At 51.6% G+C, this 18,239-nt stretch carries 11 protein-coding genes and 1 pseudogene; 7 read left to right on the forward strand and 5 right to left on the reverse strand.

Going from position 1 to position 18,239, the window contains the following annotated elements:
• Nucleotide 1: 1 nt before the first annotated feature.
• From aceF to JFY74_03980, 4 genes are all read left to right on the forward strand, one after another.
• Nucleotides 2-1,888: a pyruvate dehydrogenase complex dihydrolipoyllysine-residue acetyltransferase gene (gene aceF / locus JFY74_03965; protein ID QQG29229.1), complete on the forward strand. Its 1,887-nt coding sequence runs from the start codon at nt 2-4 to the stop codon at nt 1,886-1,888.
• A 332-nt stretch (nt 1,889-2,220) separates the two neighbouring features.
• Nucleotides 2,221-3,645: a dihydrolipoyl dehydrogenase gene (gene lpdA, locus JFY74_03970; protein QQG29230.1), complete on the forward strand. Its 1,425-nt coding sequence runs from the start codon at nt 2,221-2,223 to the stop codon at nt 3,643-3,645.
• A 166-nt stretch (nt 3,646-3,811) separates the two neighbouring features.
• Entirely contained in the window at nt 3,812-4,990 is a 1,179-nt protein-coding gene (locus tag JFY74_03975) for an alpha/beta fold hydrolase (GenBank protein QQG29231.1), read from the forward strand.
• Between the two features lie 238 nt (nt 4,991-5,228).
• Complete coding sequence (locus JFY74_03980; GenBank protein QQG29232.1) at nt 5,229-6,941, forward strand: hypothetical protein; 1,713 nt, start codon at nt 5,229-5,231, stop codon at nt 6,939-6,941.
• A 98-nt stretch (nt 6,942-7,039) separates the two neighbouring features.
• Here JFY74_03980 and JFY74_03985 read toward each other — a convergent pair whose 3' ends face one another.
• Complete coding sequence (locus JFY74_03985; GenBank protein ID QQG29233.1) at nt 7,040-8,368, reverse strand: MmgE/PrpD family protein; 1,329 nt, start codon at nt 8,366-8,368, stop codon at nt 7,040-7,042.
• 110 nt (nt 8,369-8,478) lie between these two features.
• On the reverse strand, nt 8,479-9,462 hold the full coding sequence (locus JFY74_03990) for a helix-turn-helix transcriptional regulator (protein ID QQG29234.1): 984 nt from the start codon (nt 9,460-9,462) through the stop codon (nt 8,479-8,481).
• A gap of 422 nt (nt 9,463-9,884) precedes the next feature.
• On the opposite strand from JFY74_03990, the gene JFY74_03995 reads away from it, so the two are divergent.
• Nucleotides 9,885-12,179: a TonB-dependent siderophore receptor gene (locus JFY74_03995; protein QQG29235.1), complete on the forward strand. Its 2,295-nt coding sequence runs from the start codon at nt 9,885-9,887 to the stop codon at nt 12,177-12,179.
• Between the two features lie 95 nt (nt 12,180-12,274).
• Here the strand turns inward: JFY74_03995 and JFY74_04000 are convergent, their stop codons facing one another.
• Nucleotides 12,275-12,586: a helix-turn-helix transcriptional regulator gene (locus tag JFY74_04000; protein ID QQG29236.1), complete on the reverse strand. Its 312-nt coding sequence runs from the start codon at nt 12,584-12,586 to the stop codon at nt 12,275-12,277.
• A 479-nt stretch (nt 12,587-13,065) separates the two neighbouring features.
• Here JFY74_04000 and acnB point away from each other — a divergent pair, with 479 nt between their 5' ends.
• Together acnB and JFY74_04010 are read left to right on the forward strand one after the other, a co-directional pair.
• Nucleotides 13,066-15,663 (forward strand): bifunctional aconitate hydratase 2/2-methylisocitrate dehydratase, encoded by a 2,598-nt coding sequence (gene acnB, locus JFY74_04005; GenBank protein ID QQG29237.1) that lies wholly within the window; start codon nt 13,066-13,068, stop codon nt 15,661-15,663.
• A 186-nt stretch (nt 15,664-15,849) separates the two neighbouring features.
• A complete protein-coding gene (locus JFY74_04010) occupies nt 15,850-16,209 on the forward strand; it encodes a YacL family protein (GenBank protein QQG29238.1) in 360 nt (119 codons plus the stop codon).
• A gap of 79 nt (nt 16,210-16,288) precedes the next feature.
• On the opposite strand, the pseudogene JFY74_04015 reads toward JFY74_04010, so the two are convergent.
• Together JFY74_04015 and JFY74_04020 are read right to left on the reverse strand one after the other, a co-directional pair.
• Nucleotides 16,289-16,887 (reverse strand): annotated as a pseudogene (locus tag JFY74_04015) (fructose-6-phosphate aldolase).
• A 308-nt stretch (nt 16,888-17,195) separates the two neighbouring features.
• Entirely contained in the window at nt 17,196-18,233 is a 1,038-nt protein-coding gene (locus JFY74_04020; protein ID QQG29239.1) for a fatty acid desaturase, read from the reverse strand.
• Nucleotides 18,234-18,239 lie beyond the last annotated feature (6 nt).

An 18,239-nucleotide genomic window follows, 5' to 3' on the forward strand; every position in this document is an offset into this window, starting at 1 on the left:
CATGGCTATCGAAATCAACGTACCGGACATCGGTGCAGATGAAGTTGAAGTCACCGAAGTGCTGGTGAAGGTTGGCGACAAAGTTGAAGCTGAACAGTCGCTGATCACGGTTGAAGGTGATAAGGCTTCTATGGAAGTCCCTTCTCCGCAGGCTGGTGTCGTGAAAGAGATTAAAGTCTCTGTCGGTGACAAAGTTGAAACTGGCAAACTGATCATGATTTTCGATTCCGCCGACGGTGCAGCTGACGCTGCACCTGCCAAGGCAGAAGAGAAGAAAGAAGCGGCTCCGGCTGCTGCCCCAGCGGCATCGGCAGCGAAAGACGTCAACGTACCGGATATCGGCGGTGATGAAGTCGAAGTGACCGAAGTGCTGGTTAAAGTGGGCGACACCGTTGCTGCTGAACAATCTCTGATCACTGTAGAAGGCGACAAAGCGTCTATGGAAGTCCCGGCACCTTTCGCAGGTACGGTTAAAGAGATCAAAATCAGTACTGGCGATAAAGTTTCTACCGGTTCTCTGATCATGGTATTCGAAGTGGCGGGTGCTGCACCTGCTGCCGCTCCGGCACAAGCCGCTGCTCCTGCAGCAGCTGCGCCAGCGGCCTCTGCGGCGAAAGAAGTCAACGTACCGGATATCGGCGGTGATGAAGTTGAAGTGACTGAAGTGATGGTTAAAGTTGGCGATAAAATCGCGGCTGAGCAATCACTGATCACCGTTGAAGGCGATAAGGCTTCAATGGAAGTCCCTGCGCCGTTCGCGGGTACGGTTAAAGAAATCAAAATCAGCACTGGTGATAAAGTTAAAACCGGTTCACTGATCATGGTCTTCGAAGTGGAAGGCGCTGCACCTGCGGCGGCTCCGGCTGCCAAGCAAGAAGCGGCGGCTGCACCAGCTCCAGCGGCAAAACCTGCTGCTGCACCGGCCGCGAAAGCGGAAGGCAAGAGCGACTTCGCTGAGAACGATGCTTACGTTCACGCCACGCCGGTTATCCGTCGTCTGGCACGTGAATTCGGCGTGAATCTGGCGAAAGTGAAGGGTTCTGGTCGTAAAGGCCGTATCCTGCGCGAAGACGTTCAGACTTACGTGAAAGATGCTGTGAAACGCGCTGAGTCTGCACCTGCTGCTGCTACCGGTGGTTCTCTGCCGGGGCTGCTGCCGTGGCCGAAAGTCGATTTCAGCAAGTTTGGTGAAGTTGAAGAAGTGGAATTGGGTCGCATCCAGAAAATCTCTGGTGCCAACCTGAGCCGTAACTGGGTGGTGATCCCGCACGTTACGCACTTTGATAAAACGGATATCACCGATCTGGAAGCGTTCCGTAAACAGCAGAATGCCGAAGCAGAGAAGCGCAGACTGGATGTGAAATTCACCCCAGTTGTCTTCATCATGAAAGCCGTTGCCGCTGCGCTTGAGCAGATGCCACGCTTCAACAGTTCACTGTCTGAAGATGCACAACGTCTGACGCTGAAGAAATACATCAACATCGGTGTCGCGGTTGATACGCCGAATGGTCTGGTGGTTCCAGTGTTCAAAGACGTGAACAAGAAGAGCATCACTGAGCTGTCTCGCGAACTGATGGCGATCTCCAAGAAAGCCCGTGACGGTAAGCTGACCGCTGGCGAAATGCAGGGCGGATGCTTCACGATCTCCAGCCTGGGCGGCATCGGGACTACGCACTTTGCGCCGATCGTCAACGCGCCGGAAGTGGCTATTCTTGGTGTGTCTAAGTCCGCGATGGAACCGGTCTGGAATGGTAAAGAGTTCACTCCGCGTCTGATGATGCCGATGTCTCTGTCCTTCGACCACCGGGTCATTGACGGTGCTGATGGTGCTCGCTTCATTACCATCATTAACAACACGTTGTCTGACATCCGCCGTCTGGTGATGTAATCGAAAAGCCGGCCTGACGGCCGGCTTTTTTCTGATAAGCTGTTATTTGTTACAGCTGTCAGTGATCAAGGACAAATCGTTAGTCGCTTGTTGTTTCAAAATTGTTAACGATTTTGTAAACTACAGCGGCAAAGACACGTCCCGGTGGAAGAGGGCGTTATTAAAAATGCACCCTATGGATTTCGGGTGACAGGAAGGCGGCAAGGGGCTGAATCTCCGGGAGCTTACTCAAGTAAGTGACTGGAGTGAAGACACGATGCTAACGCACCTGCCACTTGAAAGACGACGGGTGTGACGTCACAGACCCGCCGGAAAACAATTAAGAGGTCATGATGAGTACTGAAATTAAAGCTCAGGTAGTGGTACTTGGTGCCGGCCCCGCGGGTTACTCTGCTGCATTCCGCGCGGCGGATTTGGGTCTGGAAACCGTACTGGTAGAGCGCTACTCCACGTTGGGTGGGGTGTGTCTGAATGTGGGTTGTATCCCTTCCAAAGCCCTGCTGCACGTTGCTAAAGTCATTGAAGAAGCCAAAGCACTGGCAGAACACGGTATCGTATTCGGTGAACCTAAAACCGACATTGATAAAATCCGTCTGTGGAAAGAAAAAGTCATCACCCAACTGACCGGTGGTCTGGCTGGCATGGCGAAAGGCCGTAAAGTTAAAGTGGTTAACGGTCTGGGCAAATTCACGGGTGCTAATACGCTGGAAGTTGACGGTGAAAACGGCAAAACGACGATCAACTTCGATAACGCGATTATCGCGGCGGGTTCACGTCCAATCCAACTGCCTTTCATTCCTCATGATGACCCGCGCGTATGGGATTCTACCGATGCGCTGGAGCTGAAAAACGTCCCAGGACGTCTGCTGGTTATGGGCGGCGGTATCATCGGTCTGGAAATGGGTACCGTTTACCACGCTCTGGGTTCACAGATCGACGTTGTTGAAATGTTCGATCAGGTTATCCCAGCTGCTGACAAAGATGTCGTTAAGGTCTTCACCAAGCGTATCAGCAAGCAGTTCAACCTGATGCTGGAAACCAAAGTGACGGCAGTAGAAGCCAAAGAAGACGGCATCTATGTGACGATGGAAGGTAAAAAAGCGCCAGCCGAGCCACAGCGTTACGATGCGGTTCTGGTTGCTATCGGTCGTGTACCGAACGGCAAAAACCTGGATGCTGGCAAAGCGGGCGTGGAAGTTGACGATCGCGGCTTCATCCACGTTGATAAGCAAATGCGCACCAACGTGCCGCACATCTATGCTATCGGCGACATCGTTGGTCAGCCGATGCTGGCGCACAAAGGCGTGCATGAAGGCCACGTTGCTGCTGAAGTGATCTCCGGTAAGAAACACTACTTCGATCCGAAAGTGATTCCTTCTATCGCCTATACCGAACCGGAAGTGGCGTGGGTAGGTTTGACTGAGAAAGAAGCGAAAGAGAAAGGCATCAGCTACGAAACCGCGACCTTCCCATGGGCAGCGTCTGGCCGTGCTATCGCGTCTGACTGTGCTGACGGTATGACCAAGCTGATTTTCGACAAAGAAACTCACCGTGTTATCGGTGGTGCGATTGTCGGGACTAACGGTGGTGAACTGTTAGGTGAAATCGGTCTGGCGATCGAGATGGGCTGTGATGCAGAAGATATCGCTCTGACCATCCATGCGCACCCAACGCTGCATGAATCCGTTGGTCTGGCCGCTGAAATCTTTGAAGGCAGCATCACCGACCTGCCGAACCCGAAAGCGAAGAAGAAGTAAGTTCGCTCAGGTTCGAATAGCGTGAATTCAATCCGGCACCTTTACAGGTGCCGGATTTTTTTTTGCCTGCTGTTTCGCAGAATGCGCCTTCCGTCCGTTTATTTTTAGCCGCGTCAATTACAATCAAACCTCAAAAAAGAAACGACGTTTTGTTTTTGAGGTTATGATGAATCTTAATACCTTACGCACCTCTGTCTGGCTGTTGACGGCTTTGCTGGCTAGCCCTTCACTGATGGCGAACGATATGAACCCTACGATTCAACCCGCGACGGATCAGGCGGTGACGGATGAAGGGCTTCCTTCATTCTATCCGCAGCTTAAGCAGCAGATGACCTACTCGGATTCCTGGCTATCTGGGAATTTTACGGATTTTAGCCAGTGGCAAGCCCAGTCGAGAGAAACGCTACGTTCGCTGCTCCTAACGCCGGACTCCACCAAAGACTTTGCCCCGCAGGCGATTGAAAAACAGGATCGCGGCAGCTACACGGCAGAGAAAGTTGCCTTTAACCTGACCGATGAAAGCCGCGTAGACGCGCTGCTCCTGACGCCAAAAAGCGCGGGGCCGCATCCTGCGGTAATCCTGCTACACGATCACGGCGCGAAGTTTGATATCGGCAAAGAGAAGATGATCAAGCCGTGGGGGAATAACGAACAGCTTGATTCCGCACAGGCGTGGGCTGATAAGTTTTTCACTGGCCGTTTTGTTGGGGATGAATTGGCGAAGCGGGGCTATGTAGTGCTGGCGGTGGATGCGCTAGGTTGGGGATCGCGTGGGCCGATCAAATATGAGCAGCAGCAGGCGCTGGCGAGCAATTTCTTTAATCTGGGGCGCTCGCTCGCGGGGCTGATGGCCTACGAAGACATGCGGGCAACGGATTTTCTGGCATCGCTTGAACAGGTTGATAAGCAACGTATTGGCGTCGTCGGTTTCTCGATGGGTGCCTATCGTGCCTGGCAGCTTGCCGCGTTGTCCGACAAGGTCGCGGCAACGGCAGCGGTGTCCTGGATTGGCACGTACGATGGCCTGATGACGCCGGGCAACAATGTGCTGAGAGGGCAGTCGGCATTCTATATGTTGCATCCGGGGCAACCGACACGCTTTGATTTCCCAGATGTGGCGAGCGTTGCCGCACCAAAACCGATGCTGTTATTTAACGGTGGCAAAGACAAACTGTTCCCGACGCAATCCGTTGAAGACGCCTACGCCAAAATGCACAAGGTGTGGCAATCCCAGCGGGCGGACAGCAAGCTGCAAACCAAGATCTGGCCTGAGCTGGGACACGTTTTCTATCAGGAGCAGCAGGAAGAAGTCTTTAGTTTTCTGGACCAGTGGCTAAAACCCTAACTGGCAGTGCCTGAATTATCTACTCTAAATAATTCGAGTTTCATGAAGGCGGCAAGGGAAAGAATCCCGATGAGCTTACTCAAGTAAGTGATTCGGGTGAGTGACTGCAGCCAACACACATGCAACTTGAAGTATGACGAGTATAATAAATTTTTTGATAACATCAGATGACTGATGCATTGCTAGCCTCTGCGTGCCGCGGCATTCAGGGGCTTTTTAATTTTACAGGGATGAAGTGATGAGGAAATATCTGGGCGTTTTAATCATGACGTTATGGCTGTCGGGCTGTAATGGAGAAGAAACGCTTCGCGAGGGGAAATATCTGATTGAGGATATTCGCGTGGTGTTTGATAACAGTAAACATCCTGAAGCCAATGAAAACAGAGATAACCTTCAGGAACATATAAAGCAAAACCTCAAGGGTATTAAAAACGACCTCTATTTTAATCTGACGCCGACGCAGGTGAGCTATTACAGTGCGGAGAGTGAATATACCGAAGAGATGAAAGATAACCGTATACAGGTAAACGGTATGTGGCACACGCTAAAAATCACCGGGAAAAACACGGTTCAGTTTGTATCGGATAAAAGTGCTGCCTGTGCGTTTTATTATTGTGAAATCACCATGGTCTTGAAAAAGACGGAAGAACAGTCACCCGGTTTACTCAAAATCCAGCAGCGTTTTGAAGAACATAAAAAAGCCTATCAGGCGTGGCTTCTTGAAGAGAAAGCGGTATTTAATCGCGCGCCGATGGACGATTTCCCCGGCATCCCCTTTTATCCCGAAGATGACTTTACGATTAAGCTGCCGTTTGCCATGTTTGACAAGCTGAGCCTACGGGAACACGGGACTTATGTGCGCAAGATGGGGCGTCTACTCATCGACCGGGAAAATAAAGACACGCAGATCTACACCTATCGTGATAAGCAGAATAACACCGACGTTGACCTGCTTACCGTTAGCGCGGCAAAAGAGGATTTTAATCTGGCATCGTGGCTGGAAGGGCAGAAGGGCGTGTTGTTCCAATCGGAAAACGGTGCGGCATACGATAATCAACAGGGAAAATTGGAAGCAGTCTATTTTCAATATGATGAGGCTAAGCAACGCTACTTTATCGGGTTAGCGAATGCGGAGGACACCGCCGCGTTAGCCAACGCGTTTGCCGTACTGCGTACGATGGATGAGCGTTACCGTGGCGAGCAGGTGTTGTCGATGTACGATCTGGCATTATCTCAGCAGGAATTGGAAGCGAAGTATGGCGTAAAGATCGCTGATGAATTTAAGATCGCAGATATGCATAAGGCGATCTGGAAAGCACTCGAACAGCGTATGGAAAAGCCGGAACGCTTTATTAAACGGAGCATGTCAAAAACACGTATTGAGATAAAGTTTCCGTCGGAAAGCTTTAAATATGACGTTTATTTTAAAGTCTCTAATCAATCCATTCCTGAACTCATGGCTGAAATCAAAGAGATCGTTCCTGAAGGTAAGGAAGTTGATAACGTTTTTATTTATGGGGACAGCGCATTTGTCGGCTATGAATACGATGTGAATGTGGGAAGCGGGCTCACATTACAATTTTTAGTCCCGAAAGATGCAGGAACGCCGCTGGAGCGCCTGATGTTTCTGCATGTATTACGTCAGCTTGATGTGACGCGTTTTCCAGCTATTTCCGCACAAGAGAAAAAGAACCTGTTTACGTATGGCGAAGCGACATCTTTTAAAAACAACCTTGATAATCGCTACTTCAAGGTAGAAGAAGGTCTCATCGACAGCACGGGCAAGCTGATTATCAAGAACCCTGATGAGGGCTATTTCGATTTTAAATATCGTGCTCCCCATATACTGGCAACCCACTATAAACCACTGGGTGAGGGTAGCTATTCCAGTGAGCCGGGCGTGACGGTCTTTGATGAAAAAGGGAAATGGCTTTCCCATCAGGCAGATTGAGTGGATATCGCGGCGTGCTGATACTGGCGCTGACGATAGTAAATTTATCGACAGCGCCTGCAGCAGAGAGCCGTTATTGCGGTTTGAGTCGTGGAAAATTAAAACAACAGCCCCAGCAAATAGCGCAGATCGCCTTCCTGCCGTAATGCGCAGCGATCGGCGATCTGGCTGCTGTCGAGATGCGCCAGCGAACCGATCGTTTGCTGCAACTTGGCACGGAGATCGGTAGGGCGCGCTGAGGTTTCTTGACGTGTGGTGCGCTGGATTAACGTGCTGCCGTTACGCAGGTGCAGCGTAACCTCATGAAAACGTGCCTCCGGGTCAAGCTCATCAGGCGGAGCCGTTTCATCCGCGCGGCGTATGACGCGATTCGCCAGCGCAGCGATGTTTTTTTCAACCGGAGCTTCCGAGAAATGCGCCAGCTTCAGTTCCCCTTCAATCAGCGCCGCTGCAATCACATATTCCAGACTGAACCGGGCTTCTACGCCGTTTGTGGCATTACGGATAAAGGGAGCAACATCGCCACCCGGCGGGAAGGTCACCGTGATATGTTCGATAGCGTCGGCCAGATCGGCATCCGCACCCTTCTGCTTATGCCACTGTTCCCGCAGCGCAAACGCGGCTTCGGCGGCGCTGTGGGTGCCGCCACAGGTCGGGTAGCGTTTGAATTCCAGACCGGGAGAAAGCATACGCCACGGCGCTCCCCAGTTTTCAACCAGCAACTCCGGCTGTTGTTTTTGATCGCCGTGTGCGGCAAGAAAGGCATCAATCACCTGCTGTGTATTGCCCTCAAAGCCCGCTAAGCCCAGCTTGACGGCGGTTAGTCCTGCTCTGGCGGAAAGCCCGGCGTGTAGCGGTTTGACCGCTGAACCAAACTGCGCCCGCAGCCCGGCGGCCTGTGTGGCAGCCAGACCAAGAATGGTTTGCGTTTGTTCTACCGAAGCACCAGCCAGACGTGCAGCGGCAGCGGCGGCGGCGATAGCGCCGAGCGTAGCCGTGTTGTGGTAACCGAGACTGTAATGACGTGGGCCACATGCCAGCCCGATTCTGCCTGCGGCTTCCACACCGATCACATAGGCCGTCAAAAACGCTTCTTCCGTCACGGCAGGATCTTCTGCGGCAAGGGCAAACAGGGCGGGCAGAATGACGGTGCTGGGGTGGCCGCGAAACGCCGGATGATAATCGTCAAAGTCCAGTACGTGACCGGCATAACCCAGGATCAGACTACGCGTCAGGCTGTCCGTGCCGCTGAATACCTGCTTTAACGGCGCGAGCCCGCTATCGGCAATCGCACCCTGTACGATGGGGAGCGCAGTGGAGACGAAGTCTGTCACCCCGTCACGGGCGGCATCAATCGCTTCTCGATTGGGTTCGCTATGGATGATGTGGTGGGCAAGCGTTGCGGTGATATCAGTCTGATTGGTCATGAGTCGTCATGTGTCGCTGGCAGAAAAACACTAATTTACTGTGCATCGCTGAATAGCGATTAATAACCAAACGGAATAACAAATTCCATTTGGTTATTAGTGATTCAGAATCAGAAGCGGTCTTTTAACTGCCCCGGCGTAATACCGAATGCACGGCGCAGAGCGGTGGCAAAGTTAGCGGGGCTGTTGTAACCGGCGATGCTGGCCGCCTGCGCAATGCCGATGCCGTCTTTCTGCAAGGCCAGCATGGCGCGCTGTAAGCGGCAGTTACGCAGATACTCAAACACGCTCATATTGAACGTCTGACGAAAATGGCGCTGTAGCGTGCTTTCACTCATGTTGACGCTTTTAGCGATTTCACTCATCGACAGATGGTCGGCGCTGCCGCTTTCCAGCATATCTCTGATCTGTTGAATGCGATGGTAGCTGCGCAGGGTAACACCGCTGCTTTTCTCCTGCGCCACGCTGGCGGTCAATGAAGTAAACGCCTCGATAATCAGGCTCATACACTGCATTTCCAGATAAAGGCGCTGGAGCGGCGTTTGGCAAGGTTCAGCGTCCAGCGTTTGTAAGGCAATCGCTAATGCCTGTCGGGACGGTGTCCACAAGTGTGTCGCCAGATGCGTCTGCGTGAAATCGTGGATGGCCTGCCAGCCGCCAACGGTGTCCATCATATTGCCGTACAGCCATTCCCTGTCGAACGTCAGCGTAATCGTTCGCTCATATTCATCACGCTTGCCGATGCGGCTAAACATCGTCGGCTCTGTCAACGTAATCAGCGAGGCGGGCTGGTTCTCTCCCAGATGCAGTTCCTGATGACCAAATGAGATATGCGCATTGCCACTCACCACGATGGCCAGCTTGATCGCGCCATCCAGCAGGTTTTGGGTTTTCATGTTGTGGCGATTAATCACATCCGCGGTGTGCAGGATCAGATGCGGATTGAGCTGTACGACAGTGAACGAGCCAAATAGCACCGGCGTGTTATCGATCAGCCGAGGGCCGATAAAACGGTAATTGTTCGCGACCAGACTCGATTGCTGAACGATGTGATCTTTATAGATCGGCTTTGATGACTGAGTGAAGCTGCGCACGTGATTACCTACCTGATTAAACCCTTCGACCTGCGCCTTCCATTTTGATGCTTTGGCAAAACATTTTGCTGCTAGAGCAAACCCCGTCCTGAATGACAAATGTAACAATGACCGCGCCAAAATGGTAATGCAAATACTTCTCAATAGCATTTTTCGTTGAGGACGTCACATTGCACGATAAAGGCATTTTCCATTTACGGCAATGCGGAGAAAAGGGCTGATTGATTACACACAGCATTTCATAACAACACGACGTGATGCCGTTGGCATGACGCTTCTCCCCGATAACCGCCACGTTTGCGCGTTTTATCTCCGCCGTTATTCAGCGTTTTGCTGATTGTCGTTAGGTGTCGCTGTACCGGCTGCGATGTTGATCCTTTTTCAGGCTACTTATTCATTTCTTACAGGGCAGGATAATTTTGATGAAACTACCACAATCGCGTCGTTATCTGGCGACGCTCATTGGCGTTAGCTGCGGGATGACGTCGTTTCTGAGCGCTGCGCAGACCTCGCCTTCAACAGAACCTGCCCCTCAGGTGCAGAATCAGGCCGAAAGTAAAGCATCGGGCGATACGATGGTGGTGACGGCTGCTGAGCAAACCCGTCAGGCTCCCGGTGTGTCGGTGATTACGGCGGAAGATATCAGCAAGCGCCCACCTGCTAACGATCTGTCCGATCTGATTCGCACCATGCCGGGCGTCAATCTGTCCGGTAACTCAACCAGCGGCCAGCGCGGTAACAATCGCCAGATCGATATCCGCGGCATGGGACCGGAAAACACGCTGATTCTGGTGGATGGCAAGCCCGTGTCGAGCCGTACGGCGGTGCGTTACGGTTGGCGCGGCGAGCGCGATACCCGTGGTGACACCAACTGGGTGCCTGCTGATATGGTTGAGCGTATTGAAGTGCTGCGCGGTCCAGCAGCGGCGCGCTATGGTAACGGCGCGGCGGGCGGTGTGGTTAACATCATCACCAAGCAGCCGATGCAAGAATGGCACGGCACCTGGAACACCTTCCTGAACGCGCCGGAGCATAGCTCAGAAGGCGCAACCAAGCGTACCGATTTCAGCCTGATGGGCGGCCTGACCGACAGCCTGAGTTTCCGTCTGTACGGCAACCTGAATAAAACCGAGGCTGATGCACGCGATATTAACCAAGGGCATCAGTCCGCACGCGCGGGCAATCAGTCAGCTTCACTGCCTTCCGGACGCGAAGGGGTGCGTAATAAAGATATCAATGGCCTGTTGCGCTGGGATATGACCGAGCAGCAGTCACTGGAATTCGAAGCGGGTTCCAGCCGTCAGGGCAATATCTATGCAGGCGATTCACAAAATACCAACACCAACCCGCTGGTCGTGAGTAATTACGGCAAGGAAACCAACCGCATGTATCGCCAGAACTTTGCGGTCACGCATCGCGGCTACTGGGACAGCGGCGTCAGCTCTACGTCGTATCTGCAATACGAACGCACGCACAATACCCGTATCCTTGAGGGACTGTCTGGCGGTTTAGAAGGGATTTTTGATACGACGAGTCCGAACCAATATGGCACGATAAAGCTGGATAATTTCACTGCACATAACGAAGTGAATATTCCGCTGAATGTCTGGGTCGATCAGGTGCTCACATTCGGGGTTGAATGGAACGAGCAGAAGATGAAGGATCCGGTGTCGAACATGCAGACGACAACCGAAGCTGGCAGCGTGGGTTCGCTTAGCAGCAGCGGTCGTAGTGAAAAATCCGCTGCTCGTCTGGCTTCTGCCTTCGTGGAAGATAACGTCCAACTGACGGACAGTACCATGTTGACACCGGCGCTGCGTGTCGATCATCACAGCACGGCAGGCACCAACTGGAGCCCGTCGCTTAACCTGTCGCAGGAGCTGGGTGACGACTACACGCTGAAGTTAGGTATCGCCCGCGCTTATAAAGCGCCGAACCTGTACCAGACCAATGAGAATTACATTCTTTATAGCCGTGGACAGGGCTGCTCTGGCGGCACGTCTTGCTATCTGATCGGCAATGAAGACCTCAAGGCGGAAACCAGCCTGAATAAAGAGATTGGTCTGGAGTTCCATCGTGATGGGTTGATCGCGGGTATCACCTATTTCCATAACGATTACCGCAACAAAATTGAAGCTGGCAACAATGTCATCGGTAAAGCGGTGGGCGGAACCAATGCTCAATATGCTAATGCCAATATCTTCCAGTGGGGCAATGTACCGAAAGCCGTTATTCAGGGACTGGAAGGTAACCTGACCGTTCCCGTCACGGAAACCATCAACTGGCGTAACAACCTGACCTGGATGCTGGAATCGAAAAATAAAACCACGGGTGATTATCTGTCGATTACGCCGGAGTTTACCCTGAATTCATCAGTAGACTGGCAGGCGACGGAGAGCCTCTCCTTTCTGGCCGATGTGACCTGGTATGGTCGCCAGAAGCCGAAGAAATATAACTACAAAGGTGAGCGTGTAACGGGTAGCGCAACCAATGAGTTAAGCCCTTATGCGTTGTTCGGGTTAAGCAGTACCTATAAGTTTAACAAGAACCTGAGCGTGACCGGCGGTGTCGATAACCTGTTTGATAAACGCCTGTTCCGCGCGGGTAATGCGCAGGATGTGGTGAACAATAACGTGGTTACCATCGCGGGTGCGGGTGCGGCAACCTATAACGAACCGGGACGGACTTTCTTTGTCAGCGTGAATACGTCGTTCTAAGTTCTCTACCCGTCATACTTAATCGCGAACGCCACGGGAAATCCTGTGGCGTTTTTATTGCGGAATTCCGTCTATGCCGTTTCGTGTGGCTGCTATCAGGGACAGAAAATGCCTTTTAAGGTGGCGACGATTTTCTCCACGTCCTGATTTTCGATGCGGTAGTACAGCGTTTGTGACTCGCGCCGATAGCTAATCAACCCTTCTTCACGCATTTTTGCCAGATGCTGCGAGAGAGCGGACTGGCTGAGCGGGATGTGTTCAAGCAGCGCGCCAACCGACATTTCACCCCTCTCGATAAGTAAGCAAAGCACCAGTAGCCTGTTCTCGTTGCCAATTGCGCGCAGCATAGCCGCTGCTTTTGCTGCACCGTCCTGCATGAATCCCCGATCCGAATTGCTCAACACCATGTTCCTACCATCCTGCGTGACTGACTAATTTAGTGATACCTAATGTATTGAGTTTATCATACCCTCGGCTTCGAGCGGGATGATATCCGTACCCGTCATATTCACTTTTCCCGACTCTATTGCGAACATTCTGATTATCGCTACGCCATCAAACGATGATTAATTACGCTATGTTGTTAAAAACCTACCTATTATGTGGTTAACTCAGCATAGTTAGTGTGCGCCGTCAGGGACATGCTATTCTGCTGAGGTCGGCATTTTTCAGTGATAGTGAAATTGGGCACATAGCATAGTTGAATAAAAATTAATGTTGCTATTATGTGAACGAATTAACAATCAATTCAAATCCTGATATGCTGGCGAGGCTGGACCGGACACTCTACTACCTTACATCCACACGCTGGCACCCAGGCATGGACACCACAAGCGGGAACAAGAGCGCCGGGCATAATGAAGACAATGAGAGCGAGGAGAACGTCGTGCTAGAAGAATATCGTAAGCACGTAGCCGACCGGGCTGCGCAGGGGATTGTTCCTAAACCGTTAGATGCCACGCAGATGGCCGCGCTGGTTGAGTCACTCAAGAATCCCCCTGCGGGCGAAGAAGAAGTATTGCTTGACCTGCTGATTAACCGTGTCCCCCCCGGCGTTGATGAAGCCGCCTACGTGAAGGCCGGTTTTCTGGCTGCCGTCGCCAAAGGCGAAGCCACTTCCCCATTGGTCACCCAGGAAAAAGCCGTTGAGCTGCTGGGCACCATGCAAGGGGGTTACAACATTCATCCGCTGATTGATGCGTTAGACAACGACAAGCTGGCACCGATTGCCGCCGAAGCGCTGTCCCATACGCTGCTGATGTTTGATAACTTCTACGATGTAGAAGAAAAGGCGAAAGCAGGCAATGCGCACGCCAAGAAAGTGATTCAATCCTGGGCTGATGCTGAGTGGTTCCTGTCCCGCCCGAAACTGGCGGAAAAAATTACTGTTACCGTCTTTAAAGTCACCGGTGAAACCAACACGGATGACCTGTCTCCGGCACCTGATGCCTGGTCACGCCCTGACATCCCGCTGCACGCGCTGGCGATGCTGAAAAACGCCCGTGAAGGTATCGATCCCGATCAACCTGGCGCGGTAGGCCCGATCAAACAGATCGAAGAACTGAACAAGAAAGGCTTCCCGCTGGCTTACGTCGGTGACGTTGTCGGTACTGGTTCGTCGCGTAAATCTGCTACCAACTCCGTGCTGTGGTTCATGGGCGAAGATATTCCTTATGTCCCGAACAAACGCGGTGGTGGTGTCGTGCTGGGCGGCAAGATCGCCCCGATCTTCTTCAACACGATGGAAGATGCTGGTGCGCTGCCGATCGAAGTCGATGTGAACGATCTGAATATGGGCGATGTGATTGATATCTACCCATATGAAGGTGAAGTGCGCCGTCGTGACACCAATGACGTGTTGGCGACGTTCGCGTTGAAGACCGACGTCTTGCTGGATGAAGTCCGCGCCGGTGGCCGTATTCCGCTGATTATCGGCCGTGGACTGACCTCCAAGGCGCGCGAGTCACTGGGCTTACCGCACAGCGATGTGTTCCGTATTTCCAAAGCGGTTGAAGCCAGCAAAAAAGGCTTCTCGCTGGCGCAGAAAATGGTGGGACGTGCCTGTGGCGTTGCGGGTATTCGCCCTGACGAATACTGCGAACCGAAGATGACGTCCGTAGGTTCACAGGACACCACCGGGCCGATGACCCGTGATGAGCTGAAAGATCTGGCCTGTCTGGGCTTCTCCGCTGATTTGGTGATGCAGTCGTTCTGTCACACCGCGGCTTATCCTAAGCCGGTTGACGTGACCACGCACCACACGCTGCCTGATTTCATCATGAACCGTGGTGGCGTATCGCTGCGTCCGGGCGATGGGGTTATCCACTCCTGGCTGAACCGCATGCTGCTGCCAGATACCGTTGGTACAGGCGGTGACTCCCACACCCGTTTCCCTATCGGGATCTCTTTCCCTGCGGGCTCCGGTCTGGTGGCGTTTGCTGCCGCGACGGGCGTGATGCCGCTGGATATGCCGGAATCCGTTCTGGTGCGCTTCAAAGGCAAAATGCAGCCGGGCATTACCCTGCGCGATCTGGTTCACGCCATTCCGCTGTACGCCATCAAGCAAGGCCTGTTGACCGTTGAGAAGAAAGGTAAGAAGAACATCTTCTCTGGTCGTATTCTGGAAATCGAAGGTCTGCCGGATCTGAAAGTTGAGCAGGCGTTTGAACTGACCGACGCCTCGGCGGAACGTTCTGCGGCTGGTTGTACGATCAAGCTGGATAAAGCGCCGATCATCGAGTATCTGAACTCCAACATTGTGCTGTTGAAGTGGATGATCTCCGAAGGCTACGGCGATCGTCGTACGCTGGAGCGCCGTATTCAGGGCATGGAAAAATGGCTGGCCGATCCGCAACTGCTGGAAGCCGATGCCGATGCCGAGTACGCGGCGGTGATCGACATCGATCTGGCTGATATCAAAGAGCCAATCCTGTGTGCGCCGAACGATCCAGACGATGCGCGCTGGTTGTCTGACGTGCAGGGCGAGAAGATTGATGAAGTCTTCATCGGTTCCTGTATGACCAACATCGGTCACTTCCGTGCGGCAGGTAAACTGCTGGATAGCCACAAAGGCCAGCTGCCGACCCGCCTGTGGGTTGCGCCGCCGACCAAGATGGATGCAGCACAGCTGACCGAAGAAGGCTACTACAGCGTGTTTGGTAAGAGCGGGGCGCGTATCGAGATCCCAGGTTGCTCGCTGTGCATGGGTAACCAGGCGCGCGTAGCGGATGGTGCGACGGTCGTTTCTACTTCGACCCGTAACTTCCCGAACCGTTTGGGAACCGGTGCTAACGTGTATCTGGCGTCTGCCGAACTGGCTGCGGTGGCTTCGCTGCTGGGTCGCTTGCCGACCTCAGAAGAGTACCAGACCTACATGTCTCAGGTGGATAAAACCGCGCAGGACACCTATCGCTATCTGAATTTTGACCAGTTAGGTCAATATACCGAGAAAGCCGATGGCGTGATCTTCCAGACGACGGTCTAACTCGCTATAGTTCGCATCCCAACATTGAAGGAGGCCTTGTGCCTCCTTTTTTTATGCGCCATCTCTGCTGGAATTGGCATACGGGATTGTGTGCATCTGCAACATGAAAGGTGAAGGTGCATCACGACGGTAGAGTGTAGAGGCGACTAGACTGAACAAAAGAAACATAACAGTGAGGATGGCATCATGGACTATGAATTTTTGCGGGATGTGACGGGCCAGGTCATCGTTCGTATGTCGATGGGACATGAAGCGATCGGGCACTGGTTCAATGAAGAAGTGAAAGGCCAACTGACGATATTGACTGACGTCGAAGACGCCGCGCGTTCCGTCGCGGGCAGCGAGCGGCAGTGGCGGCGCGTGGGTCATGAATACACGCTGTCGCTGGATGAAGAAGAAGTGATGGTGCAGGCAAATCAGCTGTCTTTCACCACGGATGAGCTGGAGGAAGGCATGAGTTATTACGACGAAGAGAGCCTGTCTTTATGCGGTCTGGATGATTTTCTGACGCTGGTGGAAAAGTATCGCGATTTCGTCCTGCATTGATCGTTTCGGTCGCACGAGCGTTTTAGTAACACGATAATTTTAGTAACACCACCCGACGAGCGAGTGGTGTTTTTATCAATCAGCCAAGATCGGCATAGCCAAAGCGCGTCTGCCAGTCATGATTGAACCGGTTAAGCGCATCTTCAACCGCAGGATCTTGCAGGAACAGCTCAGCAACAGCAGGGTTGATGGTAATCGCCCGACACCCAGCCAGCAGGCAGTCAAATACCTGATGCGGTGTGCGAAAGCTGGCTGCTAGCACCTGAGTTTTCGGACAGAGCAGGTTAATCAGGGTTTGCAACTCTTTCACCAGCGCAATCCCGTCTCCACCTCTGCGCATCAATGCGGTTGACGTAAGGCGCAATGTAACTCGCTCCTGCCAGCGCGGCATAAAACCCTTGCCCAGCGCCGTAGATGGTGGTGCCGAGGGTGGGAATATCCAACGTTGTTAATTGCTTAATCGCACTTAAACCTGCATGGGTTACTGGTATTTTGACGACCAGAGAAGGAATGACGTCTCTGAGTTTCAACGCCTCTTCCACCATCACGTCAGGATCGCAAGCCATCACCTGAGCAAACCTGTCCTTCCGTGCCGATAATGGTCTGCATGTCCCGCAGCACGCTATAAATATCGGATTTTCCGCGTGCGACAATACTCGGATTGGTGGTCACGCTGATACGTTCGGCAAGTTTTAGGGCTTACTGACGAAATTTAGGCGTTTGGTACTTGCCATGATTGAGAACGACGATCACCCGACCGTACTGGAAAAAGTGAAATTTATCTTTGAACCCCGCGCCAGCAGTTAGCAAGGGATAAAACGTGTGCTCCAATCGTTGAAGTATATTCTGAATATTAGATAGTAGCGTTGTTGAAATACCAATCCGTATTCTTCTCTCCCAAATGAAACGGAAATAGTGTGGCTAATCCCTAATCTGATGGATTCAACAACGCTGATAACTGATTCTCACTAAGAATATTTCCTTTTTTATTGACCCTTATTCCAGCGGTTAGCACGGCTGAAAGAGCCAAAATCGTTAAATCGAACCCCCATATCTTTCATTACTTTATGCGCCACGGATGCTGATAGTTGCCTTATATAAAAGGGTTCATTCACGACGAGATGATGTATTGCGTGCGTGCTACCAAAATTAAAGCAGAAAAAATTAATGGGATAGAGCCACCAAGGATTAAGAACTTGTGTTTCCTGAATGACATTACCACTTTCATTATCACCATGATAATGCAAACTTGAAGAGATAAAATGTAGACAAAATGACCAAAGCATATTAGGGCCAACAATGATTACCACTGAGATATTAATAAAATAAATCGTGTCCATCATGGTTTCAGACCAAATGATAGGGTTTCCTGTTAAGATAAAATAAGAATTTATGCCATGAAAAATTAAAAAAGAATACCATATTACTGAATAGATCACGGCAAGGGGGAAAAATGCTTTCACTGAAAATGAAAGTAGATTTTTTCTCTCTACGGCCGATCTGGCATTAAGCATCATAACAACAGCAGCGACAACTAAATCACTGAGCATCAAAATCCGAAGGAGCCCCCATTTTCGTCCATTTCCCAAAAAGTTCTCTTCTACGTCATTTTCAGATCCTGATACCTGATGATGCATTAAATGTACGTCACGCCGCATCCATGGGCTGGCTGTACTGGGGCGCATTAGCCAAACTACCGTCATCATTATGTTGTGCATAAATCGGTTTTTCCTAAAATATAAATTATGTATTAAGTCGTGCTCAATTTCATGAGCAACAGAAATACATAATGCATTGACTATTAAACAAATCCACCAAGAAATATAGCCATTAAAATAGAATAAAGAACTTAGCACCATAATGATTACGGTTGCTACTAATGAACTAAACCCTAATAGATCTTGATGGTTTAGGATTGGGTGTTTTTTTCGTAACTCCTTTCCGTATTCAATAATGGTTTTTCTTATTTTATTAGCTTTTACACTATCGTTACTATCTGTAATACTTGATATCGATGCATTCATGATGTA

The organism is Pectobacterium carotovorum (assembly GCA_016415585.1).
Taxonomy (GTDB): domain Bacteria; phylum Pseudomonadota; class Gammaproteobacteria; order Enterobacterales; family Enterobacteriaceae; genus Pectobacterium; species Pectobacterium carotovorum_K.